The organism is Lacinutrix sp. MEBiC02404, from assembly GCF_053601575.1.
In genome coordinates this window covers 1-24,700 of the sequence record NZ_JBSHNV010000143.1, presented here as the reverse complement: position 1 = coordinate 24,700, position 24,700 = coordinate 1, and the positions used below count along the sequence as shown (strand labels likewise).

Below are 24,700 nucleotides of genomic sequence, written 5' to 3'. Positions count from 1 at the left end.
AAAACGAGCTTAATAAACGTAAAACACTATATTTCAAGATACTTCTCTCTAAAACGATGCGGTTAATCCTAAAAACGTGCACCTTTTATCGGTATATCGGGTTTATAAGTTAGTTATGGTCTTTATTTTTTATCCCTTTCCATACGTCCTAAATTCACATGCCAATTATAGGCAACCTAAACACGAATTAAAAATGATACCGATGAAGACGTACTCCATTAAAGCATCTATGCTCCTATTTTTATTTCTTTTTTTATCGCAAAGCGGAACTTGTCAAAATAACACGGATGCCGACGATAGAATGAAAATTCGTTTGGGGTTTACTTCTTCCAATAGTCTACACAGACAAATATTAGTAACGGTAGATAGCAATGCAACACCAGGCGTTGATTTTGGCTATGATGCTGAAAATTTTGAAAATCATGTGGACGATATGTACTGGATGATTGAAAATAGAAGATTTCTAATTCAAGGTATAAATACAATTGATGCTACTACTTCCCTACCTATAGGATTACATACAGGTGCAACTGGAATGAATATTATCTCTATAGAAGGTTTGGTTAATGTTCCTGAAGATTTAGAAATTGGGCTTTTAGACACAGAAACAAATACGTATTACGATATGAAACAAACTTCTAGCGTTTCTATTCATTTAACAGCTGGTGCATATGTAAACCGCTTTACATTAAAATTTGCGAATGAAACTATTAATGACTCTTTAAACGAAGAAGAAGAAGAAGAAGAAATTAGTGCTCTGGATGAAAACATTACCGATACGGAAAATGAAGCGGAAGTAAAAAATACAGGAATACAACTACGTTACATCAATAGCATTAAAAGTATTTCCATAAAAAATATAAGAGAACAAAACATAAAACATGTTAATGTATATAACATGAACGGAAAACTAATAACCGCATTTCATAATATAAATGCCATAGACCAAACGCTTATTCAAACCTATAATATAAACCCCGGTAATTATATATTATTACTTACTTCCGATGTAGGAAGTACGTCTAAAAAAATATCCGTCCAATAATTTCGTCTTTATTAAGCATTAAAAACGTCATTAAGCATAGCATTTTTAATTTTTCTATCCATTAATCTAATACTAACAATGGCATGAATAATTAACAAATACATGCTAGCTATTAATATTAGTTACCTCCCACTTAAACCATGTCGTTAATCCAAGAAATTTGCACCTTTTTTCAGTATATCGAGTTTTTGAGTTAGTTACAGTATTTTTTTCACTAACACGTTATTCCGTCCTAAATTTGACCCAAGATTAACACTCAAGTCCCTCCATGAGTTCTAACAAACCCTACTTATGAAGAACTTTACTATTAAAACATCCCTACTAGCATTCTCCTTACTTTTTTTATCCAATACTCTATTTTCTCAAAATAATTCGGATGAAGACAACAGAATGAAAATTCGTTTAGGGTATACCACAGAAAACATATATAGACAAATATTAGTAACTGTAGATGATAATACTACAGCAGGAATTGATTTAGGTTACGATTCTGGAAACTACCAACATCTAGCAGATGATATGTACTGGATGATTGAAGATAGACAATTTTTAATTCAAGGTATCAATGTCATTGATGCGACTACTACATTGCCTCTAGGATTACACACAGCCACTGGTGGTAACAACACCATATCTATTGAGGGATTAGAAAATGTTCCTGAAGATTTAGAAATTGGTGTTTTAGACACAGAAACAGACATATTTTATAATATAAAAGAAACGTTAAGCTTTTCTATAGATCTGCCAGCTGGTGAATACTTAACTCGTTTTGAGCTAAAGTTTTCAAATAGCAATACCGAGGAAGCTAATTCAGGAAATAGTGAAAGCATAAACGATCAAGAATTAGGGATCCATGAGGTTACAGATAATTCGGTAATGGAATTACATTATTATAACAACATAAAAAGTATTTCCATTAAAAACATAGGGAATCAAAATATTAAAGCGGTAAAAATATATAGTCTTTCTGGACAACAAATAACCGTGTTTAATAACATAAACGCAGTAGATCAAGCCGTAATTCAAACAAACAACTTAAGTGCTGGAAATTACATTTTAATGGTAACTACAGATTTAGGAAGCATGTCTAAAAAAGTATCTGTAAGATAATTTAGATATTTCATAAGTATTAAAAAACCCGAAGCATAAATATGTTTCGGGTTTTTTATTTTATTTATGTTCTAATGCAGCAATTAGGAAGCAGTCTTTATATACGCTATTAAATCTTCTAACGAAACTTTTACCTGATCTCCAGAAACCATGTTTTTTATGGTATACGTATTCGCATGCATTTCTTCGGTACCAACTAAACACACAAAAGGAATACTACGCTTATTGGCATGATTCATTTGCTTTTTCATGTGTTTTCCGTTTGTGATTTTATCTGGATACAATTCGGCATTTACACCTTGATTTCTTAATTCTTTTATTGCTTTTAAGCAGAATAAAGCTTCATCATCCCCAAAATTAATAAAGAGGATATCTACCGATTTACTTACCGTTTCCGGAAACAATTCAAGTTCCTCTATAACTAGATAGATTCTATCTAATCCAAAACTAATACCAACACCACTCACATCTTTAAGTCCGAAAATCCCGGTAAGATCATCATAACGACCTCCGCCACCAATAGAACCCATTTTTACGTTTTCTGGTGCCGAAACTTCAAAAATGGCTCCGGTATAATAATTTAAACCACGTGCTAAAGTAACGTCCAGTTGTAATTTAGCCGTTTCCAGTCCTAAAGCTTGAATCCCATTATTTATAAACTCTAATTCTTCAATACCTTTTGTTCCTTCTTCGGAAGTATTAAGAATTCCTTTTAAACTTTCTATCTGACTTTCAAAATCACCAGTCAAACTAAACAAAGGCTGCAATTTATCTATGCCGCTTTGTGCAATACCTTTACCTAGCATTTCTTCTTTTACCTTCTCCTCTCCTATTTTATCTAGCTTATCTAAAGCAACCGTAAAGTCGATAAGTTTATCGCTAGCGCCAATAACTTCGGCAATACCAGAAAGTATTTTTCGGTTATTAATTTTAATGGTAACACCTTCTAATTTCAAAGCAGAAAAAACAGCGTCGTATAATTGAATAAATTCTATTTCCTGAAATAAAGAGGTAGAACCAACTACATCTGCATCACATTGAAAAAACTCTCTAAATCTTCCTTTTTGAGGTCTGTCTGCACGCCAAACCGGTTGTATTTGATAGCGTTTAAACGGAAACTCTATCTCGTTTTGGTGTTGCACCACGTATCTTGCAAAAGGTACGGTAAGATCATATCGAAGTGCTTTTTCAGAGATTTTAGAAGTTGTTTTAGTAGAATCCTTTGTTACATAAAGTGCATCATCGACTTTCGATAAATAATCCCCAGAATTCAAAATCTTAAAAATAAGTCGATCGCCTTCTTCGCCATACTTTCCCATTAAAGTATCACTATTTTCAAAGCTTGGTGTTTCAATAGGTTGAAAACCAAATCGCTGAAAATTCGTTTTAATTACATCAAAAATATAATTACGTTTTGCTACTTGTTCTGGATTAAAATCTCTGGTACCCTTAGGAATGCTTGGTTTTTGTGCCATGTGTAACTTCCTGCGAAGGCAGGAATCTTTTTTATTAAGTTAATTAAAATCAAACATTATAAAGAAACAACGTGTTGTGTTTTATACAATATCTATTTTTATAAAAATTCTTAAATTTATGATGGATTCCTGCTTTCGCAGGAATGACAAATTAATTCTACTCCCGCAAAAATATCATAATTTTTAAAGAGAGTCATAATTATACCAAATCAATTTTAATATAAAGCATATTTATTTTGAAGATTATTTAGTATTTATAGTAACTTTATCCTGTTTTAGTAGTCTTATAAAAAAACAACCACCACAAACCATGTTTGGATTAGTTAGAGAAAATATAAATATTGCTTTCGATTCTATTAAAAGCCAATTACTACGTACTATTTTAACCGTTTTAATTATCGCCATTGGTATTACTGCGCTTGTTGGTATTTTAAGTGCTGTTTCTGCGCTTGAGAACACCATCTCCAGTGATTTTTCATCCATGGGTTCTAATACTTTTAATTTACAACGCTATGAGTTTACTACCCAACGTAGAGGTCGTGGTGAAGAACGAAAAGTCAACCCAATAATTAGCTATAGAAACGTAAAGGAGTTTGAAGAGAATTATGAATTTCCTGGTACAAAAACGTCCCTTTCTTTTACAGGAACGCGTGGTGCTGAGGTAAAATATGAAAATAATAAAACCGATCCAGAAGTTACTATAATTGGTGCTAACGAGCATTTTATACAAAATTCTGGTTTAAAATTAGATGCAGGAAGAGAGCTCAATTTCTTTGATGTAAAAAACAATAGCAACCATTGTATTATTGGAAGCGATTTAAATAAAGCCTTATTTGAAAACGTGAATCCAATTGGTAAAACCATTAGCGTTAGAGGTGTAAAATTCACAGTAATTGGTACGCTAGAATCTAAAGGTGCCACTTTTGGAAACAACCAAGATTTGCGCGTTATTATACCTATTCAAAACGCTCGTTCTATTTTTACCTTACCAAATATCAATTATGATATTAGTATTATGGTAGAAAACAAAGAAATGATGGAAGGCGCACAAGACCAAGCGATACTTACCTTTAGAAACATTCGTGGTTTGAATCCTGTGGAAGAAAATAATTTCGGATTAGAACGTAGTGACGATTTAATCAATAAAATTGGATCGATAACAGTCTATTTAGAATATGCCGCTTGGATTATTAGTATTATAACCATTCTAGGATCATCGATTGCACTTATGAATATTCTTTTTGTTTCGGTAACCGAAAGAACTAGAGAAATTGGTGTCCGTAAAGCATTAGGTGCAAAACGAAAAACAATTGCCTTTCAGTTTTTTATGGAAGCGTTAATCATTGGACAATTAGGCGGTATCTTAGGAATTATCTTTGGTGTACTCATTGGTTTATTAGTCGCCACCCTTGCCGATTTTCAATTTACAACGCCTTGGTTTGCTATGTTTAGTGCCTTTGCCATCGCCTTTTTAGTTGCGGTAGTTTCAGGGTTAATGCCAGCGCTTAAGGCTGCAAAACTAGATCCTATTGAATCTTTACGATATGAGTAAATAAGCAAACAAAAAGCTACACTATGATAGACCTTTGCCATCTGCAGGGAGTAGCGGTGGAATAAAACAAAGTTGGCAACTGTTCGGGTTCCTATATCTATAAAAAGCGTTTATACGCTTTTAATTAATCAGTTTATTAAAAAACGCATACAACTCCCCTTTTGTAATAACACCACCTTGTTTAATAAGTGTAAACTTGTCTTTATTTCTATCTTCGGAGTATTCTTTTTTAGCTTGTAAAAAATGCACATTTTCATCCATTAAGTTTTCACGTAACCAGTTAAAACCATCTTTAGAAGTTAAATCTAATCCGTTTTTAAGCTGTACAGCAATCACATGCATATTATCTTCATTTAAAGAAAATAAATGCATTTGTTGTGGTGATATATGCTCAATATATTGGGCTTTGTTTAAAACACCTTCCCAAACCAAATCACTAAACACATCTAATTCTTGTTCTGCAACTTCTGGTTTGCTGGTTTTAATTTCATCCCACTCTGCAGCTGTTATGGTTTGTGTTGCTAAAAAGTTTATAAATTCTGGGTGCAATTCTTCAAATTGCTCTTTCGTAAGTCTAGAATACTTCATTGAAAAAAAGTTTTTTTGCTTCCGTGAAAACGGAAGTCTAATTATCATTCCCTTAAAAAGAGAATATTTATTATTATTTAAAATACCTACAAGGTTTTAAAAACCTCGCAGGGTAACTATATTATTGTTTATGCACTCCTAATGCTTTGGCTGCTGCAAAAGGTCTATCGGTTGCAAAAACATCTACGCCCATTTCTTGCCAAACGCTATAAGGTGCGTCGGCTTTAGATGCTGCTTGTTTATCTAGATTTCCTAAAGTACCCAAAATGGTTTTGATACCATGCGATTGTACTTTTTTATAGAATGCGGCTGGCGATAATCGTGTTCCTGTAAATGCCAACATATTTTCGGTAGGTATATTAGAATGTAATAACCAATCTAATTCTTTTTCATTTCTAGCCGAAACAGATAGTAACAACTCCGGAGCGGCTTTGTAAGCTTTTTGTGCTTGTTCCATATCATAAGTGATAATTAGACAAACATCTTCTGCCTTTTCAGCTCTAATCGCTTCTATAACTGTTTCTACGGAAACACTACGTTTGATATCTACCGTTAATACTACCTTATTCTTTTTTGCCCATTTTAAAACTTCTGTAAATAATGGAATTTTAAAAGTTGTTACATTTCCAAAATCGTCTTCCAAATAAAAAGCTTCTAATTGCGAATAGGTATAGTCGGTTAATTTTCCTGTTCCTGTCGACGTTCTATCTAGCGTATTATCATGTAATAATACCAATTGGTTGTCTTTCGTTTTTGCTACATCTATTTCAAAAATAGCCGTCGGAATACTTTGATACACATGTGCTATGGTTTCTATGGCGTTTTCAGGGTAGAAGGCAATACTTTTTCCACCACGATGCACACTTATTATTGGATCTGCATTGGGTTGGTATTTAAAAGCTTCCATTAAAGCGGACTTATTAATGGTTTCTTTTTCTGCTTCCGTTGGAATAGAAACATTAGCATTTTGGTTCTTGCAAGACACAAAGGCTATGAAAAGGAATACGAAACATAGATGTTTTATAGATCGATTTCCGCGAAAGCGTTTAAATAAAAAAGTCATTAAAAATAATTTTAAATAGTTGTGTTAAAAAAAATGCGCCCCTTAAAAGGAGCGCAAATTTAAAAAATATATGTGACGTATGGACTAGAAAATGTATCTAACTCCAAATTGTGCTTGCCATCTGGATAATAAGCTACTGTCATAAGAAAAAGTTTCTTGTACGCCAGTAAATGTATAGGTTGGAACGCCTGAACCATCTACATCTACACCTATTGGTTGTACCGATGTTGGTTGTTGTACAAGTCCCCAATCGCTACTAATTAAGTTTCCTACGTTTAATACATCGATACTTAATTGGATACTATTGGTTTTTTCGCCAGCTACTTTAAATTTATAATCTTGTAATATTTTAAGATCCCAACGACCTCTCCAAGGCGCTAATGCACCGTAACGCTCTACGTAATCTCCACGACGATCACTTAAATAATCATCTTGTTGAATGAAAGCTTCGTAAGCTTCTGCTTGTCCGGCACCCGAGAATTGCATTTGTTGTAATTCGGAACTTGTTGGTACATATAGTAAATCATTTAAATTGGATCCATCTCCATTTAAATCACCACCATAGGTGTAATTGAAACGTCCGCCTTGCGCATACTCAAAGAATGTAGAAATGGTAGTGGACCATTTATCTTTTCCGTAGGTAAACTTTTTGCTAGCAACACCAATAAAACGATGCGTATCTCCGTATTTAGAATACGATAATACATCGTCATTTGCATTACCAACCACCGGATTAAAAGCAAAAGCATCCCCAGTAATTTCTGCTTCAATAGAGTTTACATCTTTCGCATTTAAATAATTATATGCTAAACTAGTATATAAACCATTACCGAATGTTTTTTGTCCTTTAGCTGTGAAATTCCAAATACGTCCTTTGTCTGAATTTGTAAATACATACGCGTTATTAATAACATCGCTAGAAGTATAGATTGGTCTAGTATCTCCTGGTGCATTTAAGGTTCCAGAAGGATCACGAATTCCCCAGTTTTGTACGTGTGCGCCATGAATATCTTTAGTATAAGAAATATCTCCTGTTGCTACAATACCATTTTCGAATCTGTAATCGGTTCCAATATTTGTTCGCCATACTTGTGGAAATTTAAAATCTGGATCTACTACTTGATAAAAGAATACTTCTGGATTTGCTATTTGATTTCCTAGCCAAACAAAAGGTAATCTACCTGTAAATATTCCTGTTCCTCCACGTACTTGAAAACTATTATCTCCTTTAACATCATAATTAAATCCTACTCTTGGAGAGAATAAAAGTTTGCTAGAAGGCATTTCGGTATTATCTAAAAACACCGATTCGCCGGTATTCGGATTTAGATATTCAATACCTGGTGCATAACAACACGCTCTATCAATAACCTCTTGCGCTTTCTCAGCAGAATCGAAAAATAATGGTTTATCCATTCGTAAACCGTAGGTAAGTTTAAAGTTGTCGGTTACATTCCATTCGTCTTGTACATAAAAAGCAAGTTGACCAACGTTCGTTTCGGCTAAAGTCCATCCGCCAGCAACACCATCTCCATTCGCTTCTAAGCTATTATGTGCTGCGTTTGCTTGGTTGAATAAAGCTTGTAATTGTCCGGAATCTGCAAAGTTTTGAAAGTCTGCCATGGTTGTTGTTGGAAAGAAAACACCTTGCGCTCCGTATGCTCCTAAGTTAAAGGAATTATCAAACTGAAATTTCTCGAAAGAGAATCCAACCGTATAGGTATGATCTCCTTTAAAAAAGTTTAAGTTATTAGAAAATTGAAAAACTTTTTGATCTAATTTATTGTTAATAGAGAATGGCTCATGTCCTGCAATAATATAGTTAGAACCATCTTTTGTAATGGTTACTGTTGGTGCTGGCGTGGAAAGCGGATTTCTAAAATCGTCAAAATGCGTGAAACCCATTTGGAATTTATTAGTTACATCTCCAGGTAAAGTGGAATTTAATTCTAATTGAACAGATCTTATTTTATTATTAATTTCATATCCTGTGTTTTCAAATTGTAGGGTATTGGTACTCGGACCTCTAAAACCTAACGCAGAGGGATGTGCAGGTTTTTCTTTCGAAGCATCTAAAAAATTATAAATAATCGCTAAACGGTTATTATCATTAATATTCCAATCGAATTTAACAATTCCTTTCGTCGAGTTAGAATTATAATTGAAACCTTCATAGCTACCTGGATTATATCCTATATCTAATAACGCATTTTGAACAATTAGTAAATCAGATTCTAAAACACGTGTTTCATTAATAGCACCACTTCCTGTATTAGGAGCAAAACCAGCGGTACCTAAATCGGAACGTTCATCTTTTTCAAAGTTTGCAAAGAAGAATAATTTATTCTTTACAATTGGTCCGCCAATACTAATACCATATTGTTGTTGCTCTAAATCTGCTTGAATAACATCTTCTCCTTTAATTTTTCCACCAGTCATATCTTCATTTCTAGTAAAACCATATACGGTTCCGTGAAATTCATTCGATCCACTTTTGGTTACTGCATTCACTGCAGCACCAGTAAATCCGGATAAAGTAACATCATAAGGGGCTAATGAAACCTGTATTTGATCGATGGCATCTAAAGATATTGGTTGCGAATCTGTTTGTCCGCCAGGCGTTGCTGCATCTAATCCAAACGGATTATTAAAAACGGCGCCATCTAATGTGAAGTTATTAAATTGGTCATTTCTACCACCAAAAGAGTTACCAGAAGCTGAAGGCTCTAATCTTGTAAAATCGGATGCAGATCTAGAAATCGTTGGTAGCGATGTTAATTCTCGTCTTCCAACACTTGTTTCTGCTCCTGTTCTATCACTACTAAAAGTTCCAGAAGTGGAAGTGGTAATAATTACTTCGTCTAATGAGGCTGTATCTGTAGCCATTACCGTGTCAATATTGGTTGTTTTACCTAAGGTTAAATAAACCTCATTAAATACTTGATCTTTAAATCCTACATAGGTTATGGTTACTTGATATGGTCCACCTACTCTTAGGTTTAGCAAATTGTAACGGCCATCTAAATTGGTTATGGCTCCGTACTTGGTACCAGTTGGTTGATGTACAGCAATAACATTTGCGCCAAATAAGGTTTGGCCTGTGTCTTCTAAAATAAGACCTTTAATGTTAGATGTAGTAACTTGAGCGAAACTCAGTACCGTAAATAACAAAAAGGCCATGGTTACATGTAGTTTTTTCATGGTTATTTTGGTTTTGATTAATTAATATGCATGCATAATATATCAAAAATACCACAAAAAAAACCACTCTAGATAGAGTGGTTTTAAATTTACTTATAATTTATTAACGTTTTGTTAACAAGAATTATAATATTTTAAGCTTGTGCAATAACTTCGAATTCTAAATCCACAGTTACTTCTCTGTGTAAACGGATAGAAGCATTATACTTTCCTAAACGTTTTACAGTAGTAACCGTAATGAATTTTTTATCAATTGCTTGACCTTCTTTTGTTAAAGCTTCTGCTACGTTAATGTTGTTAATAGATCCAAATAATTTGTCTCCAGAACCAACTTTAGCAGCTATTTTAATTTCTAATGCTTTAAGTGCATCTGCAACTTGGTTAGCATCATCAATAACTTTCTTTTCTTTAAATGCTCTTTGCTTTACATTTTCTGCTAATACTTTTTTTGCAGAAGATGTAGCTATAACAGCATTACCTGTAGGGATTAAAAAATTTCTACCATAACCGTTCTTAACCGTTACAATATCGTCTTTAAATCCTAAATTATCAACGTCTTGTTTTAATATAAGTTCCATTGTTATGAGTATTTTATTTTAATAAATCTGCCACATAAGGCATTAATGCTAAGTGACGTGCTCTTTTTACAGCAACAGACACTTTTCTTTGGTATTTTAATGAAGTTCCTGTTAAACGTCTTGGTAAAATTTTACCTTGCTCGTTTACAAAACCTAATAACCAGTCTGGATTCTTATAATCAACATATTTGATTCCAGATTTTTGAAAACGACAGTACTTTTTATTCTTGTTCGTTTCTATATTAAGAGGAGTTAAATATCTAATTTCTCCGTCTTTTTTTCCTTTAGATTGTTGTTCTATAGTACTTGCCATAATTATGCTTTTTGTTTTAGTTTAACTCTTCTTCTTTCTGCCCACGAAATCGCGTGCTTGTCTAAAGATACAGTTAAGTAACGCATAAAACGCTCATCACGTCTAAACTCTACTTCTAAAGGGTTAATTACTTCTCCATCTACTTGGAATTCGAATAAGTGGTAAAATCCACTTTTTTTGTTTTGAATTGGGTAAGCTAATTTCTTTAAGCCCCAATCTTCTTTGGATACCATCTTTGCTCCTTTAGAAACAAGAAAATCTTCGTATTTCTTTACTGTCTCCTTTATCTGTGTATCAGATAAAACGGGATTTAAGATGAAAACAGTTTCATAGTGATTCATAAAAATCTAATTTATTTGTTAAAATTGGGTGCAAAAGTAAGCCTTTTATTTAAATAGTACAACTAATTAGAAAACAAATTACAAGCAATTTGGAAATATTTTCAATTGTTAAAATTCTGTTAAAAGAATCATTTAGTCGGCGTTTTTTGGTTTTTAACCGAATTATTCGTACTATTGTCGATATCTTAACCGAATAAATAATAATGTTATGACTTTAAACTGTGTAGTAGTTGATGATTCAGCAATACAACGGCTGTCTATTGTAAAGTTAATAGAAAATCACTCTTCTCTTAATTTAATAGCAGAATATAGTAGTGCTCTTGAAACTAAAAATGGTTTAAATACGCACAAAGTAGATTTAATTTTCTTAGACATAGAAATGCCTGTGCTTAACGGATTTGAATTATTGGATGTATTAAATAATAAACCTCAGATTATTTTTGTGACTGGTAAAACAGAATATGCTTTTAAAGCATTTAATTATGATGCAACAGATTATTTGCAAAAACCAATTACAAAAGAAAGATTTAGTACTGCTGTCGATAAAGCTCTTGAACAGCATAAATTAAAATTAGACTTTAACGAAGCAGAAGGAGAACACATTTTTGTGAAAAGTAACCTTAAAAAACGTAAAGTATATATTAAGGACATTAAATGGATTGAAGCTCTTGGTGACTACGTAAAATTAGTAACCGAAGAAACAAGCCTTGTTGTTCTTTCTACAATGAAAGCTTTTGAACACGAATTACCAGAAGGTAAGTTTTTAAGAATTCATAAATCATATATTGTTAATCTAGATAAAGTAGATCGATTTAATAGCAAAAACGTTGAAGTTGGCGCTTATGAGATTCCTTTAAGTAGAAATAAGAAAACCCAACTTGTAGAAGCATTAAATAATAACTAACCAAAAATTATTTAGTATTAAAAAGTTCAGCATTTGCTGGGCTTTTTTTGTTTTACTTATTTATGGATAGAAAGGTTCTCCATACTACTTGCATGCCTCAAAAAGCATAAAATACTCTGGAAAAGACAAATCGTATTTCAAATGTAAATGGGTTATTTTAATAATTATCCACATTCAAAATCACGCGAACCGATCTAAAATCTTTCACCGCATTAAAACTGGCATCTATTCGTAATATGGTTTCTTTTGTTTTTCCTAAAGCTTGCTTTTGCGGAATTTTCACTAAAATATTCTTGTGAAACTGATTTCTAATTCTAGATACTGGCGGAAACTCCGGCCCTAAAACAAAATCCCCAAAAACTTGTCGCAAGGATTTCGCATACCAATCTGCAGCCATATTTACGCGATTATAATCCTTATGCTTTAAAGTGATTTTTATTTGTCTAAAAATAGGAGGATACTTAAAAGTATACCTTTCATCCATTTGCTCTTTGTACATTCCAGCATAATCATTGGTAGATACTTGCTGTAAAATTTTATGATACGGATTATAGGTTTGTATTAATACTTTTCCTCGTTTTTCGGTACGTCCTGCTCTACCAGAAACCTGTAGCATCAATTGAAAACTACGTTCATGCGCTCTAAAATCTGGAAAATTCAGCATATTATCGGCATTCATAATTCCTACAAGCCGCACATTTCTAAAATCCAATCCTTTGGTAAGCATTTGTGTACCCACCAAAATATCGACTTCCTGTTGCTCAAAAGACGTAATAATCTTTTCATACCCATATTTCCCTCGCGTGGTATCTAAATCCATTCTCCCCACTTTATAATCCGGAAACAACTCCTTCACCTCTACTTCTATCTGCTCGGTACCAAAACCTTTACTATCTAATGACGGACTCCCACAAGCCATACATTTTAGTAGCATGGCAGAATTATAACCACAATAATGACAACGCAACTGATTTCTATATTGATGATAGGTCAAACTCACATCACAATTAGGACATTGCGGCGCATTACCGCAGGTATTACATTCTACAATTGGCGAATATCCTCTTCTATTTTGAAACAGTATAATTTGCTGTCCGTCTTTTAAAGTTTCGTCCATTTCCTCTAGCAACCTATCGCTAAAATGGCCTTTCATTTTTTTACGTTTCTGCTTGTCTTTAATATCTACCAACTCAATTTCTGGCATCATGACATTATTATAACGCGTGGTTAATTCCACAAAACCATACTTATTTTGTTGTGCATTAAAAGAACTTTCCAAACTTGGCGTAGCAGAACCTAATAAGGTTTTTGCTTTAAAAATATTTGCTAAAACAACTGCTGCATCTCTTGCGTGATATCTTGGCGCAGGATCAAACTGTTTAAAAGATTGCTCGTGCTCTTCATCTACGATAATTAGCCCGAGATTACTGAATGGTAAAAATATAGAAGAACGTGCTCCTAATATGATTTGCGCTTTCGCGGAATTGTTCAGCAAATTTTGATAGACTTCTACGCGTTCATGAATCGAATACTTAGAATGAAACACAGAAACTTGCTCTCCAAAGTAATTCTGAAGCCTAGAAACTAACTGCGTAGTTAATGCTATCTCCGGAAGCAAATACAATACTTGCTCCCCTTTTGCCAAAGCTTCTTCAATAAGCTTGACATATATTTCCGTTTTCCCAGAAGAAGTTACACCGTGTAATAAAGTAACGCTATGTTTTTCAAAAGAAGTTTTCACTTCTTCTAAAGCTGTAATTTGATATTCGTTTAGTGCTTTGGAAGCTTCATTTTCTTCACCAGAATAATTAATTCTATCGGTTTGAATATGATATTCTTCTAGAATACCTTTATCTACTAATGTTTTTATAATGGATGAAGAAGCGCCACTTGCTTCCGTTAATTCGGTAACTTTTATTGGTTTCTTCGTTTTAGCGGTTAACATAAACAAAGTCATAATCACTTGTTTTTGTTTTGGCGCTCTACTTAATTCTTCTAATAAATTATGAAGTGCAGCTTCCGAAGTAAACGCTGTATGCAACTTTACATACCGCACATATTTAGGCTTATACTTTTCATAAATCTCTTCTTGTAAATGAATCGCTTCTTTTTCTAAAAGCCTTTTGATTACTGGAAGTACATTCTTTTTATCTAAAATACTTATGAGATCTTGAATCTTTAAGGAAGACTGATGGTGCAAAGCTTCGTAAACCAAAAACTCATCATCTTTTAATTCGTCCTCTGCAATTACCTTATCGTTATTTTTACTAATAATCGTTTCGCTTTCTAGCAAAAATGCACTTGGTAAAGCGGCACGCATGACATCCCCTAAAGTACACATGTAGTATTTAGAAATCCACTGCCAAAACGTTAATTGTTGCGGATTAATTATTGGGGTCTCGTCTAAAATTTGATGAATTTCTTTGGCTTCATATCCCAACGGTTTGTTGTTATGAATACTATGCACAAGCGCGGTGTACATTTTTGTTTTACCAAAAGGAACAGCCACACGCATTCCTACTTGTAGAAAAGATGCTTCTGCCTCTGTAATACTATAGGTAAATAGTTTTTCTAGAGGAACGGGAAGAATGACGTCTATATAATGCAATTGTTGTTGATATTAAATATTAAGAATTAAAATTATTCCAGAACACGAACCCAATATTGCGTAGCGTATAAAAAGGAAATATAACCACGTACTTCTAAAATATCAGGATCTTCGCTATCTAAAGCTAATCTACAGGTATACATTTTGCCTTTTTCTGGATCGAAAATGCTTCCGTTTTTATAATGTTTTCCTTCTTTAGTTAGATTTTTCATGACTTCAAGTCCTAGAACTGGCTTGTTATACTCTTCGCCTTCACAGGTGGTACAACGTGCATCTTTATCTTTATCTCTAAGCAGTTCTATAATTTTACCGAAGACCTTTCCATCCTTTTTATAAATTTCGACAATAGATTTTGCTTCCCCGGTTTCGTCGTCTATTGTTTTCCATTTCCCGAAGATATCTTGTGCAGCAACAGAAAACGACAAGTAAAAGAAAAAAACAAATAAGATGCTTTTAGTCATTTCCGTTAATTTTTCGCAATCCGTTTAAAGAGGCATTTAACTCATAGCCTAACAATAAAATATTTGCATTTAACCACAAATAAAACATTAAGATTAATATGGCACCAATAGAACCATACAACTCATTATACTGTGCAAAATTATTGATATAAATACCAAAAAGATACGAGGTTAAAACAAATAATAAGGTAGTTAATATCGCTCCTACAGAAAAGAATTTAGAATCTTTTCCTTCTCTAGTTCCAAAATAATATAAGGTTGCCGTTGCTAAATAGGTCATTATTAAAAAGAATAAATATTTGGCGGCAACAATCCAAAACACATTAGAGTCTGCTTTAGTAAGTCCTTCTTCATTTAATTTATCAAAAAATGGTTGTAGCAAGTAAATCTCTACATAACCAAAGATAACTACGGTTAAAATCACCATAATTGCTAAAATTAAAGCGACACCTAAAGCATACAAATATTGCTTTATCACATTACGAGTAAGCTGCACATGATAGGAATTTTCAAATCCAGAAAACAGCGCATTTACGCCATTAGCCATTAAAAATATAGAAAGTAAAAATACAGAAGAAAGCAAACCTCCACGGCCTGTATTTATATTTTCGTAAATATTATCATCAAAAAACTCGGAGGTATTTGGAGGCAAAAAAGAGTTTAGAAAAGATATAAATTCTATTCTAAAATCGTCTATTGGTATATACGGAATCACAATAAGGACAAATAACAAAAACGGAAAAATGGCCATAAAAAAGCTAAATGCAATAGCACTTGCACGAGTTGCCAAAGTGCCTCTAGCAATACCAATTACATACAATTCTAACAAATCATAAATAGATAAACCCTCAAAACCCGGAAGTTTTATTTGCTTAAAAAGCTTTACCAATATATTTATTACTGGTAGTTTATCTAGTTTATCTTCTATTTTTTTGGTCATTAATTAGATCGGTTCGATTGTTGGATGATTGGGTTGTTGAATATAATATTTTGCATTCTTTAATACTTTTTACTTTTCCATATTAAACTTCTGCCTTCTGCCTAATTCACAGCCTTTAAGCTTAAATCCATATTATAAACAGAATGCGTTAATGCTCCAGAAGATATATAGTCTACGCCACATTCGGCATATTTTCTAACTGTTTTTTCATTGATTCCACCAGAACTTTCTGTTAGGCATTTGTCTCCAATCAATTTGACTGCTTTTTTAGTGTCTTCATAATTAAAGTTATCAATCAAAATTCGATATACACCATCTGTTTTCAAGATTTCTTCAATTTCTTTTAAATCTCTAGCTTCCACTATAATTTTTAAATCTCTATTGGTTTCTTTTAGATAATTTTTTGTTTTTTCAATTGCTTTGGTTAGTCCGCCAGCAAAATCGATATGATTATCTTTAAGCATAATCATATCGTATAAAGCGAATCTGTGATTCTCTCCTCCTCCAATTTTTACCGCCCATTTTTCTAAAGCACGAATTCCTGGAGTTGTTTTTCTGGTATCTAAAATTTTAGTTCCTGTACCATCCAATAGGTCTACAAACTGCTTGGTTTTTGTGGCAATTGCACTCATACGCTGCATGGCATTTAACACCAAACGCTCTGCTTTTAAGATCGATTGCGAAGCACCTTCCACATAAAAAACAATATCCCCATATTTTACTTTACTGCCATCTTCAATAAGTGTTTCTACTTTCAAGTCCTTATCCACATAAGCAAAAACTTGTTTTGCGAATGCTACGCCTGCAATAATACCTTCATCTTTAACTAAAAGTTTTGCTTTTCCTTGTGCTGTTGCAGGAATACACGCAAGTGAGCTATGATCACCATCTCCAACATCTTCTCTAATGGCATTGGCAATTATTAATTCTATTTCTGTATCCAATTGAGCTTTGCTTATCATAAAAAATTTCTTTGTGCTAAAATAACGATTGAAAATGGAAATATTCAAATTTATAAATTCCAAATTCTAAAAAACTTTATCTTTGCGACCTATGATGATTAAACTACTAGCCATTGGCAAAACAGACAACAAGCAATTACAAAGCTTAATAGATGATTACACAAAACGTCTAGGCTTTTATATTAAGTTTGAATTAGAGGTTATTCCGGATTTAAAAAAAGTTAAAAATCTAAGCGAGGAGCAGCAAAAACAAAAAGAAGGCGAGCTTATTTTAGGAAAGTTAAATGCAACCGATGTGTTGATTTTATTGGATGAAAACGGGAAACAATTAGACTCTGTTGGTTTTTCAAACTACTTACAAAAACACATGAATTCTGGTATCAAGCAATTGGTTTTTGTAATTGGCGGACCTTATGGTTTTAGTCCTGATGTATATCATAAAGCACAAGGAAAACTATCTTTATCAAAAATGACCTTTTCCCATCAAATGGTGCGTTTATTTGTAATCGAGCAATTATATAGAGGATTTACCATTTTAAAGAATGAGCCTTATCATCACAGGTAAATCCTCTATAGAATAAAATTTAATGGGTAGAAAAAGTTTCTTTGCGTTTTTTAAGTTGTTTTTCTAAATCTTTAATGGTTTCACGTACGGCAACTTCATATTTCTTTTCATCGGAAGTAGCAAATACTCTTGGTCCTGGAAGGCTTAGTTCTATATCACAGATTTCTCCTTTGTTAGGATCTTTTTCGTTCTTTTTAAAACGAACGGTAGCACTAATTAAAAAGTCATATCTGTTAAATAATTTATCTAGTTTTTCTGTCGTAAAAGCGTTTAGCATCTCACTAACATCTACATCCACGTATTCAAAGTTTATAGTCATAATCTTAAGTATTTTATTTTTCGATTATTTAAAAATAAGACTTTTATAGATCATTAAAAATGATTTATATCATATTCTTTTAAAACCTCTTATTTTTTCTTCCCTTTTAACTTATAACCGATTGCTAATTTGGCGTTAGACAGATTAAAAAGGTATTTGTTATCATTATCAAAATCTGTGGCATAAAAACCGTTTCCATACGTTAAACTAGCATAGTATCGTTTATAACTATAGCCCAATCCCACATGAAAATCGATTTTATAAAGCATTGGATTTGATGGTCTGTAACTATCTTCTTCTAAGGTAATTTTCTTGTTTATTAATGCTATTCCAGGCATAAAATTAAAAGTAGCTGTAATATTTTCGGGAAGTTTAAAATACGAAACAAATCCGGCTAAAAGACCTAAAGCGCGACCATTATATCTTTTAATATTTGCTTCTTCATTATAGTATGCACTAGTATCTTCGGATAAAATAGTAGCATCTGCTGAAAAATAATCATACACCCCAAAAACACCAACTCCTCCGGTGATATACACATCTTTATTTCTCTTTTGTGGCAAGCCTGCTTTCAATTGCGAATATGAAAATGCCACATCATCAAAAGTGTACAAATAATTAATTCCGAAGGTTACCGAACGAATATCACTTCTAAAAACCGTTGGTACATCAAAATCATTTTTAACATTAAATCCTTTATAGGTTTGTATATATAAATTTACATAATGCTGCTGCTTTAAAATGGTAGTCCCTTGTAAATCAAACCGCTTTGTTTCTGCTTTATTAGGGTTTTTAATATTGAAAGCGATATCCAATATAAACTTTTCACTAGCCACTCCAAAACCTAAACCATATCTATTATTAGGCACAAACTTGGACTTGGAATCGCCATCTTTTATGCTGAATTTTTTTACTTTAAAATTAGAAAATAGTCGTATCGAATAATTTTCCAAATTACGATCTACTAGCATAGAATCTACATCTTCCAACGTTTGTGAACGCGCAGAAAAAAAAGAAAAACAAAAAAGAATGAGGAAAAATAACTTAGACATGAAAGTCTTTTTAAAAATATGTTGTTCTAACAAAGGAATATTAATTTACTTTTACAGAAGCTAAAATACATTAATTACCACGAACTATGCAACTTGTTTTCGCAACCAACAATTTAAATAAATTAAAAGAAGTACAATCTTTAATTCCGGAGCACATTAAACTTTTGGGTTTAAAAGATATTGGCTGTTTTGAAGAGGTACCAGAAACGCAAAATACGATAGAAGGTAATGCGGTTCAAAAAGCAGCTTACATTAAAAAACACTATGGTTACGATTGTTTTGCAGATGACACCGGATTAGAAGTGGAAGCTTTAAATAACGAGCCTGGCGTTTATTCTGCTAGATATGCGGGAGAACAGCGTAAGGATAACGATAATATGGATTTACTTTTATCAAATCTAAAAGACAAAACCAACAGACAAGCGCGATTTAAAACCGTTGTTGCTTTGCATCTAAACGGAAAACTAGAAACCTTTACAGGAATTTGTAAGGGTGCAATAACGCCTGAAAAACATGGCCAAAATGGTTTTGGTTATGACCCTATTTTTAAAGCGGAAGGATTTGATAAAACCTTTGCTGAAATTTCTATAGCAGAAAAAAACAAGGTTGGACACAGAGGAAAAGCCGTTAAGCAGCTTGTGGATTTTCTACAAAGCTTCCGTTAACTACTAATCTTGCTTACTTATAATATCTGCCAAGTAACTAGCATCTTTTGAAACACCTCCTAAAGTTGCCGATCCGCGTGTGTACATCCAAGGCAAACCAATAAAATATAAACCGTCAATATTACTGACGCCCCTAAAATTTTTAGGATAGCTGTTTTCATCTAATTCTAAACCTTCAATCCATGTAAAGTTTGGACGATACCCTGTTGCCCAAATCACATTTTTAATGGTAGAAACTTTCGACTTTTCAAAAATAACATCTTCTTGTAATGCATCTTTAGTTCTTCCTTTGGTAATTACATTTTCTCTAGAAAGAATTTCTTTCACATCGGTACCAATAACGGGTTGTGAAAAATTACTGATCTTCTTCCCTATCCAACTATACTTATTATAACTTAAAAAACCAACAAGTGTAAACCACCACCATAAGGTTTTACCTAAAATTTGCTGTGGCAAGGATCGCACCGTAGTATCTCCAGAAAAATAAACAGTTCTGTTAGCATCTTTAGAAATTTCATTTAATATTTGATATCCAGAATCTCCTCCTCCAACTACCAAAGCATCTCCATCTTGTAATTGGTGTACTCCTTTATAATAATTGCTATGTAATTGTAATATACTTTTAGCTATTTTAGTATTACAAGGCGGTGTGTATGGAATATGAAATGGTCCTGTAGCAACAATAACATTTTTGGCTTGCAATTCGCCGTCTGTATACGTCACAAAAAAACCTTTATCCGTTTTTCTTACGGAAGTCGCCAAGGTATTCAGCTGTACCGGGATTTGGAAAGTTTCTACATATTTTTTAAAATATTCACTCACCTCTACTTTTGTAGGATAATGTCCTTTTGGAGCATCAAATTTCAAACCAGGCAAATGGTTGTATTCGGTTGGTGTAAATAATTTTAAAGAATCCCATCTATTTAACCAAGAAGCACCAATTTCGTTTTCACCATCTAGTACTACAAACTCCTTTTCTGATTTTTTTAAATGATACGCCATCGATAATCCTGCTTGCGCGCCACCAATTATAATATAATCTAACATGTATCTTCTTTAATATTTATACCTGTCAAAGGTAGAAACTTTTACACGGATTACTATAAAGGAAGGAATAAGATTGCATTCCCCTTTTCATTCCACGCATAAACACAAGGTAAGACCACTTAGATTAGTACGCTAAGAAATACGATTACTGCATGTTCCTTATTTTTTTCAAGGCGGAGTGGCTTTTCTTTTAATAAAAATAAAAAACGAAGTGGTTTGCGTTAACGATAGCAGTGGCATCCTTTTTTTGCTGCCGTATATGGCAAAAAAAGATAGAACGAATAGCGTGTTAAAACGCCCAAATAATTAATAAACAACATATCTAGTGTTTATATTAAATAAAAGAGTACCTTTGCAACTTGAAAAAACCATGTGGTTTGATTACTCCTCAGAGAGAGGATGTGTTACTAGAAGTTTTAGGTTAAGTATGTTCAATGCACTTCTATTCGTAACACCAAAATAGATTGACATTGAAATACATAAAACAAGAATGAGCACATTCCAAGATTTAGGTCTTAACGAAGAACTATTAAAAGGTATTACAGATTTAGGATTTGAAACACCATCTGAAGTACAAGAAAAAGCAATCCCAATTTTATTAAACGAAGAGACAGATTTAGTTGCCTTAGCGCAAACTGGAACTGGTAAAACTGCAGCATTTGGTTTTCCAATGTTACAAAAAATAGACGTGGATAGTCGTACTACTCAAGGTTTAATACTTTCTCCTACTCGTGAACTTTGTTTGCAAATTGCAAATGAAATGAAAGCATACGGTAAATACTGTAAAGGCTTAAACGTTGTCGCTATTTATGGTGGATCTAGTATTACAGATCAAGCACGTGAAGTAAAGCGTGGCGCACAAGTTATTGTGGCTACTCCTGGTAGAATGAAAGACATGATAAAAAGGCGTTTGGTAGATATTACCAAAATACAATATGCCGTTTTAGATGAAGCAGATGAAATGCTTAACATGGGTTTCAAGGAAGATATTACAGATATTCTTTCTGGAACTCCTGATGATAAAAACACTTGGTTGTTCTCTGCAACTATGCCAAGAGAGGTAGCTACGATTGCAAAGAAATTTATGAACGACCCACAAGAAATTACGGTTGGTCATAAAAATCAAAGTACAGATACGGTTTCTCACGAATACTATTTAGTAAACGCTAGAGATCGTTACCAAGCATTAAAACGTTTAGCAGATGCTAATCCAGATATATTTTCAGTAATCTTTTGTAGAACGAAACGGGATACGCAAAAAGTTGCAGAAAACTTAATTGAAGATGGATATAGCGCTGGTGCATTACACGGTGATTTAAGTCAGAATCAACGTGATATTGTGATGAAACAATTTAGATCTCGTCAAATACAAATGCTTGTTGCAACAGATGTTGCTGCTCGTGGTATTGATGTAGATGATATTACACACGTAATTAACTACCAATTAAGTGATGAAATAGAAACGTATACGCACCGTTCTGGTAGAACTGGTCGTGCTGGTAAAACTGGTGTTTCTATGGTTATTGTTTCTAAAAGTGAAGTAAGACGTTTAAAAAGTATTGAACGTATTATTAACCAAAAATTTGAATTAAAAGAAATTCCTAACGGAATGGCTATTTGCGAAGTACAACTAATGTCTTTAGCAAATAAGATTCATAATACAGAAATCAATCACGAAATTGATAAGTATTTAGAAGATATTAATGGCTTATTTGAAGAAACAACTAAAGAAGAACTGATTAAAAAATTCTTCTCTGTAGAATTTACAAGATTCTTTAATTACTACCAAAAATCTAAAAACTTAAATGTTTCTGGACCAGCAGCAGGTAGTGATCGCGAAGGCGGAAGAAGTCAAGGTGGCGGAAGCGATTCTCGTTACTTTATTAATGTCGGTGAAAAAGATGGTTTTGACTGGATGAAGTTAAAAGACTTCTTAAAAGAAATATTAGAACTTGGTAGAGATGATGTATTTAAAGTAGATGTAAAAGAAAGCTTCTCCTTTTTTAATACGGAAAAAGAACACCAAGAAAAAATTATTGCATTCTTTACAGATTACAAACATGAAGGACGTTTTGTTAATGTAGAAGTTAGCGAAAACCGCGGAGGCGGTGGCGGAAGAAATCGTGGTGGCGGAAGACGTGACGGCGGTGGAGGCGACAGAAGACGTGGTGGATCTGACAGACCAAGAGGTGGCGGAGACAGACGTAGTTCTGGAAGAAGAAGTGAATCTGGAAGCGATTCTAGAAGAAGTGATTCTAATCGAGGAGATAGACGTAGTTCGGAAGGTTCTTCTTCTTCAAGAGGATCAGAATCTAGTAGAGATAAATCAGAATTTAAGACAACACATGCTAGACCAAAACGCTCTAGACGTTAAACCTTTTTGTTAATTTTAAGTCAAAATGTAAAGGTACTGCCATATTTATAAATATGTTTGTACCTTTATAAAACGACAAACACCATTATGAAGAATTGGTTTACCTTATTTATTTTATTATTCACCATAACATTTAGTCAGGCACAAGAAACGCCAACTAAAGTAATAGGTGTAGTAATTAATGCTGCCGATGATAACACTCTAGAAAGCGTAAATATTGTAAATCTTACTCAGGTAATTGGTACTACAACAAACGAAAAAGGAGAATTTGAACTTACCGCAAAAGTAAGTGATACGTTACACTTTTCGTATTTAGGTTTTAAATCTATAAAAGTAAAAGTTACCAATGACTGGTTAAAATACGGAAGCTCTAATATTGCTTTAACAGAACTTGCTTTAGCTTTAGAAGAAGTAGTAGTAAATCAATTTAAGCTTACTGGTTTCTTGGAAGTAGATATTAAAAACATCCCGAAAAACAACAATTACAGATACGCTATTTCTGGTTTACCTAGCACAGGTTACGAAGCAGGAAACAGCTCACCAAGTGCTGTAACCAAAGTATTAGGTGCTATTTTTAATCCTGCAGACTTTTTATTCCGCATGTTTGGTAGACAACCTAACGAGATGCGTAAGTTGAAAAAGATGAAGCAAGATGACGAAATACGAAGTTTACTTGCTACGCGTTTTGACAGAGAAATGCTGATGGCTTTACTGCAAGTAAACAAAGTAGATTTAGATGAAATTGTAAGTCAGTGTAATTATTCTAAGGAATTTATTAACTCTGCTAACGATCTTCAAGTACTAGATGCTATTAGCGAATGTTATGAAGAATATAAAGTTTTAAGCAGAAGTAGATCTGGAAAGTTTTAGAACGATTTAATTATATATATAAAGCGTAATCATTTATTTGGTTACGCTTTTTTTGTGTTCTAAATGTGCTGATAAATATCCTAAACCCCATTTTATTAACTCCTCTTTCTTCAAATGCAAAAAAGCATTTAAATTCATTCTCCTCTTAAAATTAGAGGAGAGCTGCTTCATTAGTATAATTATACTAAAGAACCTGCTCCTCTCTTTAGCTAAAGAGAGGTGGATTTATTGCAAATAAATTCGGAGAGTTTGACCTAAAATGCGAAGCTGTTTTAATATCCAAAACACTATTTTATTAACTCCTCTTTCTTCAAATGCAAAAAGCATTTAAATTCATTCTCCTCTTAAAATTAGAGGAGAGCTGCTTCATTAGTATAATTATACTAAAGAACCTGCTCCTCTCTTTAGCTAAAGAGAGGTGGATTTATTGAAAATAAATTCGGAGAGTTTGACCTAAAATGCAAAGCTATTTTGATATCCACAACACTACTCTTTTAACTCCTCTTTCTTCAAATGCGAAAAGCATTTAAATTTATTTCTCCCCTTAAAATAAGAGGAGAGCTACTTTGTTAGTATAATCACAATACAAAACCTGCTCCTCTCTTTAGCTAAAGAGAGGTGGATTTATTGAAAATAAATTCGGAGAGTTTGACCTAAAATGCGAAGC

Annotated in this window: 22 protein-coding genes; 8 read left to right on the top strand and 14 right to left on the bottom strand. The window is 33.2% G+C overall.

Going from position 1 to position 24,700, the window contains the following annotated elements:
• Positions 1 to 202: 202 nt before the first annotated feature.
• On the top strand, positions 203 to 1,045 hold the full coding sequence (locus tag ACVCXO_RS04670; RefSeq protein ID WP_452228436.1) for a T9SS type A sorting domain-containing protein: 843 nt from the start codon (positions 203 to 205) through the stop codon (positions 1,043 to 1,045).
• A 291-nt stretch (positions 1,046 to 1,336) separates the two neighbouring features.
• Positions 1,337 to 2,155, top strand: a complete 819-nt coding sequence (locus tag ACVCXO_RS04665) for a T9SS type A sorting domain-containing protein (RefSeq protein WP_452228435.1) — start codon at positions 1,337 to 1,339, stop codon at positions 2,153 to 2,155.
• Positions 2,156 to 2,238: 83 nt separating this feature from the next.
• Here ACVCXO_RS04665 and hisS read toward each other — a convergent pair whose 3' ends face one another.
• Positions 2,239 to 3,630: a histidine--tRNA ligase gene (hisS, locus tag ACVCXO_RS04660; protein ID WP_452228434.1), complete on the bottom strand. Its 1,392-nt coding sequence runs from the start codon at positions 3,628 to 3,630 to the stop codon at positions 2,239 to 2,241.
• A 310-nt stretch (positions 3,631 to 3,940) separates the two neighbouring features.
• On the opposite strand from hisS, the gene ACVCXO_RS04655 reads away from it, so the two are divergent.
• Positions 3,941 to 5,182: an ABC transporter permease gene (locus ACVCXO_RS04655; RefSeq protein ID WP_452228433.1), complete on the top strand. Its 1,242-nt coding sequence runs from the start codon at positions 3,941 to 3,943 to the stop codon at positions 5,180 to 5,182.
• A 120-nt stretch (positions 5,183 to 5,302) separates the two neighbouring features.
• Here the strand turns inward: ACVCXO_RS04655 and ACVCXO_RS04650 are convergent, their stop codons facing one another.
• The 6 genes from ACVCXO_RS04650 to rpsF form a co-directional block, all read right to left on the bottom strand.
• Positions 5,303 to 5,770, bottom strand: coding sequence for a DUF6495 family protein (locus ACVCXO_RS04650; RefSeq protein ID WP_452228432.1), 468 nt, complete (start codon positions 5,768 to 5,770; stop codon positions 5,303 to 5,305).
• A gap of 121 nt (positions 5,771 to 5,891) precedes the next feature.
• A complete protein-coding gene (locus ACVCXO_RS04645; protein WP_452228431.1) occupies positions 5,892 to 6,833 on the bottom strand; it encodes a glycerophosphodiester phosphodiesterase family protein in 942 nt (313 codons plus the stop codon).
• Between the two features lie 84 nt (positions 6,834 to 6,917).
• Positions 6,918 to 10,034: a TonB-dependent receptor gene (locus ACVCXO_RS04640; protein ID WP_452228430.1), complete on the bottom strand. Its 3,117-nt coding sequence runs from the start codon at positions 10,032 to 10,034 to the stop codon at positions 6,918 to 6,920.
• Positions 10,035 to 10,168: 134 nt separating this feature from the next.
• Positions 10,169 to 10,612, bottom strand: coding sequence for a 50S ribosomal protein L9 (gene rplI / locus ACVCXO_RS04635; RefSeq protein WP_452228429.1), 444 nt, complete (start codon positions 10,610 to 10,612; stop codon positions 10,169 to 10,171).
• Between the two features lie 13 nt (positions 10,613 to 10,625).
• Entirely contained in the window at positions 10,626 to 10,925 is a 300-nt protein-coding gene (gene rpsR, locus ACVCXO_RS04630) for a 30S ribosomal protein S18 (protein ID WP_055442298.1), read from the bottom strand.
• A gap of 2 nt (positions 10,926 to 10,927) precedes the next feature.
• The gene (rpsF, locus tag ACVCXO_RS04625) at positions 10,928 to 11,266 is read right to left on the bottom strand and encodes a 30S ribosomal protein S6 (protein WP_452228428.1); all 339 of its coding nucleotides are present in this window, start codon (positions 11,264 to 11,266) and stop codon (positions 10,928 to 10,930) included.
• A 208-nt stretch (positions 11,267 to 11,474) separates the two neighbouring features.
• Between rpsF and ACVCXO_RS04620 the strand changes: the two genes are divergently transcribed.
• Positions 11,475 to 12,170, top strand: a complete 696-nt coding sequence (locus ACVCXO_RS04620; RefSeq protein WP_055442300.1) for a LytR/AlgR family response regulator transcription factor — start codon at positions 11,475 to 11,477, stop codon at positions 12,168 to 12,170.
• Positions 12,171 to 12,327: 157 nt separating this feature from the next.
• Here the strand turns inward: ACVCXO_RS04620 and priA are convergent, their stop codons facing one another.
• The 4 genes from priA to nadC all read right to left on the bottom strand — a co-directional run bounded on the left by priA (position 12,328) and on the right by nadC (position 17,141).
• Positions 12,328 to 14,778, bottom strand: coding sequence for a replication restart helicase PriA (priA, locus tag ACVCXO_RS04615; protein ID WP_452228427.1), 2,451 nt, complete (start codon positions 14,776 to 14,778; stop codon positions 12,328 to 12,330).
• Positions 14,779 to 14,810: 32 nt separating this feature from the next.
• Positions 14,811 to 15,239, bottom strand: coding sequence for a DUF2147 domain-containing protein (locus tag ACVCXO_RS04610; protein ID WP_452228426.1), 429 nt, complete (start codon positions 15,237 to 15,239; stop codon positions 14,811 to 14,813).
• Positions 15,232 to 16,179: a YihY/virulence factor BrkB family protein gene (locus tag ACVCXO_RS04605; protein ID WP_452228425.1), complete on the bottom strand. Its 948-nt coding sequence runs from the start codon at positions 16,177 to 16,179 to the stop codon at positions 15,232 to 15,234. Before ACVCXO_RS04605 ends, ACVCXO_RS04610 begins: the two co-directional genes overlap by 8 nt.
• A 101-nt stretch (positions 16,180 to 16,280) precedes the next feature.
• Positions 16,281 to 17,141 carry a carboxylating nicotinate-nucleotide diphosphorylase gene (nadC, locus tag ACVCXO_RS04600; protein WP_452228424.1) on the bottom strand — a complete coding sequence of 287 codons (861 nt, stop codon included), beginning with the start codon at positions 17,139 to 17,141 and terminating at the stop codon, positions 16,281 to 16,283.
• 91 nt (positions 17,142 to 17,232) lie between these two features.
• Here nadC and rlmH point away from each other — a divergent pair, with 91 nt between their 5' ends.
• Positions 17,233 to 17,706 (top strand): 23S rRNA (pseudouridine(1915)-N(3))-methyltransferase RlmH, encoded by a 474-nt coding sequence (gene rlmH / locus ACVCXO_RS04595; RefSeq protein ID WP_452228423.1) that lies wholly within the window; start codon positions 17,233 to 17,235, stop codon positions 17,704 to 17,706.
• Positions 17,707 to 17,725: 19 nt separating this feature from the next.
• On the opposite strand, the gene hpf is transcribed toward rlmH, so the two are convergent.
• Entirely contained in the window at positions 17,726 to 18,025 is a 300-nt protein-coding gene (hpf, locus tag ACVCXO_RS04590; RefSeq protein ID WP_452228422.1) for a ribosome hibernation-promoting factor, HPF/YfiA family, read from the bottom strand.
• Positions 18,026 to 18,114: 89 nt separating this feature from the next.
• Entirely contained in the window at positions 18,115 to 19,077 is a 963-nt protein-coding gene (locus ACVCXO_RS04585) for a DUF4421 family protein (protein ID WP_452228421.1), read from the bottom strand.
• Positions 19,078 to 19,163: 86 nt separating this feature from the next.
• Between ACVCXO_RS04585 and ACVCXO_RS04580 the strand changes: the two genes are divergently transcribed.
• Positions 19,164 to 19,742: a non-canonical purine NTP diphosphatase gene (locus tag ACVCXO_RS04580; RefSeq protein WP_452228420.1), complete on the top strand. Its 579-nt coding sequence runs from the start codon at positions 19,164 to 19,166 to the stop codon at positions 19,740 to 19,742.
• Positions 19,743 to 19,745: 3 nt separating this feature from the next.
• On the opposite strand, the gene ACVCXO_RS04575 is transcribed toward ACVCXO_RS04580, so the two are convergent.
• Positions 19,746 to 20,789, bottom strand: a complete 1,044-nt coding sequence (locus ACVCXO_RS04575) for a flavin-containing monooxygenase (RefSeq protein WP_452228419.1) — start codon at positions 20,787 to 20,789, stop codon at positions 19,746 to 19,748.
• Between the two features lie 490 nt (positions 20,790 to 21,279).
• On the opposite strand from ACVCXO_RS04575, the gene ACVCXO_RS04570 reads away from it, so the two are divergent.
• Complete coding sequence (locus tag ACVCXO_RS04570) at positions 21,280 to 23,163, top strand: DEAD/DEAH box helicase (RefSeq protein ID WP_452228418.1); 1,884 nt, start codon at positions 21,280 to 21,282, stop codon at positions 23,161 to 23,163.
• An 87-nt stretch (positions 23,164 to 23,250) separates the two neighbouring features.
• Entirely contained in the window at positions 23,251 to 24,033 is a 783-nt protein-coding gene (locus ACVCXO_RS04565) for a carboxypeptidase-like regulatory domain-containing protein (protein WP_452228417.1), read from the top strand.
• The last annotated feature ends 667 nt before the right edge of the window (positions 24,034 to 24,700 follow it).

What these genes read in the sequence shown, in the direction of transcription:
- ACVCXO_RS04610 (WP_452228426.1), bottom strand. Translation starts at nt 15,239, where the DNA reads ATGACTAAAAGCATCTTATTTGTTTTTTTCTTTTACTTGTCGTTTTCT.
- ACVCXO_RS04665 (WP_452228435.1), top strand. Translation starts at nt 1,337, where the DNA reads ATGAAGAACTTTACTATTAAAACATCCCTACTAGCATTCTCCTTACTT.
- ACVCXO_RS04670 (WP_452228436.1), top strand. Translation starts at nt 203, where the DNA reads ATGAAGACGTACTCCATTAAAGCATCTATGCTCCTATTTTTATTTCTT.
- nadC (WP_452228424.1), bottom strand. Translation starts at nt 17,141, where the DNA reads ATGATAAGCAAAGCTCAATTGGATACAGAAATAGAATTAATAATTGCC.
- ACVCXO_RS04640 (WP_452228430.1), bottom strand. Translation starts at nt 10,034, where the DNA reads ATGAAAAAACTACATGTAACCATGGCCTTTTTGTTATTTACGGTACTG.
- ACVCXO_RS04575 (WP_452228419.1), bottom strand. Translation starts at nt 20,789, where the DNA reads ATGTTAGATTATATTATAATTGGTGGCGCGCAAGCAGGATTATCGATG.
- hpf (WP_452228422.1), bottom strand. Translation starts at nt 18,025, where the DNA reads ATGACTATAAACTTTGAATACGTGGATGTAGATGTTAGTGAGATGCTA.
- rlmH (WP_452228423.1), top strand. Translation starts at nt 17,233, where the DNA reads ATGATGATTAAACTACTAGCCATTGGCAAAACAGACAACAAGCAATTA.
- rplI (WP_452228429.1), bottom strand. Translation starts at nt 10,612, where the DNA reads ATGGAACTTATATTAAAACAAGACGTTGATAATTTAGGATTTAAAGAC.
- ACVCXO_RS04645 (WP_452228431.1), bottom strand. Translation starts at nt 6,833, where the DNA reads ATGACTTTTTTATTTAAACGCTTTCGCGGAAATCGATCTATAAAACAT.
- rpsR (WP_055442298.1), bottom strand. Translation starts at nt 10,925, where the DNA reads ATGGCAAGTACTATAGAACAACAATCTAAAGGAAAAAAAGACGGAGAA.
- ACVCXO_RS04620 (WP_055442300.1), top strand. Translation starts at nt 11,475, where the DNA reads ATGACTTTAAACTGTGTAGTAGTTGATGATTCAGCAATACAACGGCTG.
- ACVCXO_RS04580 (WP_452228420.1), top strand. Translation starts at nt 19,164, where the DNA reads ATGCAACTTGTTTTCGCAACCAACAATTTAAATAAATTAAAAGAAGTA.
- ACVCXO_RS04585 (WP_452228421.1), bottom strand. Translation starts at nt 19,077, where the DNA reads ATGTCTAAGTTATTTTTCCTCATTCTTTTTTGTTTTTCTTTTTTTTCT.
- ACVCXO_RS04565 (WP_452228417.1), top strand. Translation starts at nt 23,251, where the DNA reads ATGAAGAATTGGTTTACCTTATTTATTTTATTATTCACCATAACATTT.
- ACVCXO_RS04605 (WP_452228425.1), bottom strand. Translation starts at nt 16,179, where the DNA reads ATGACCAAAAAAATAGAAGATAAACTAGATAAACTACCAGTAATAAAT.
- rpsF (WP_452228428.1), bottom strand. Translation starts at nt 11,266, where the DNA reads ATGAATCACTATGAAACTGTTTTCATCTTAAATCCCGTTTTATCTGAT.
- ACVCXO_RS04650 (WP_452228432.1), bottom strand. Translation starts at nt 5,770, where the DNA reads ATGAAGTATTCTAGACTTACGAAAGAGCAATTTGAAGAATTGCACCCA.
- ACVCXO_RS04570 (WP_452228418.1), top strand. Translation starts at nt 21,280, where the DNA reads ATGAGCACATTCCAAGATTTAGGTCTTAACGAAGAACTATTAAAAGGT.
- hisS (WP_452228434.1), bottom strand. Translation starts at nt 3,630, where the DNA reads ATGGCACAAAAACCAAGCATTCCTAAGGGTACCAGAGATTTTAATCCA.
- ACVCXO_RS04655 (WP_452228433.1), top strand. Translation starts at nt 3,941, where the DNA reads ATGTTTGGATTAGTTAGAGAAAATATAAATATTGCTTTCGATTCTATT.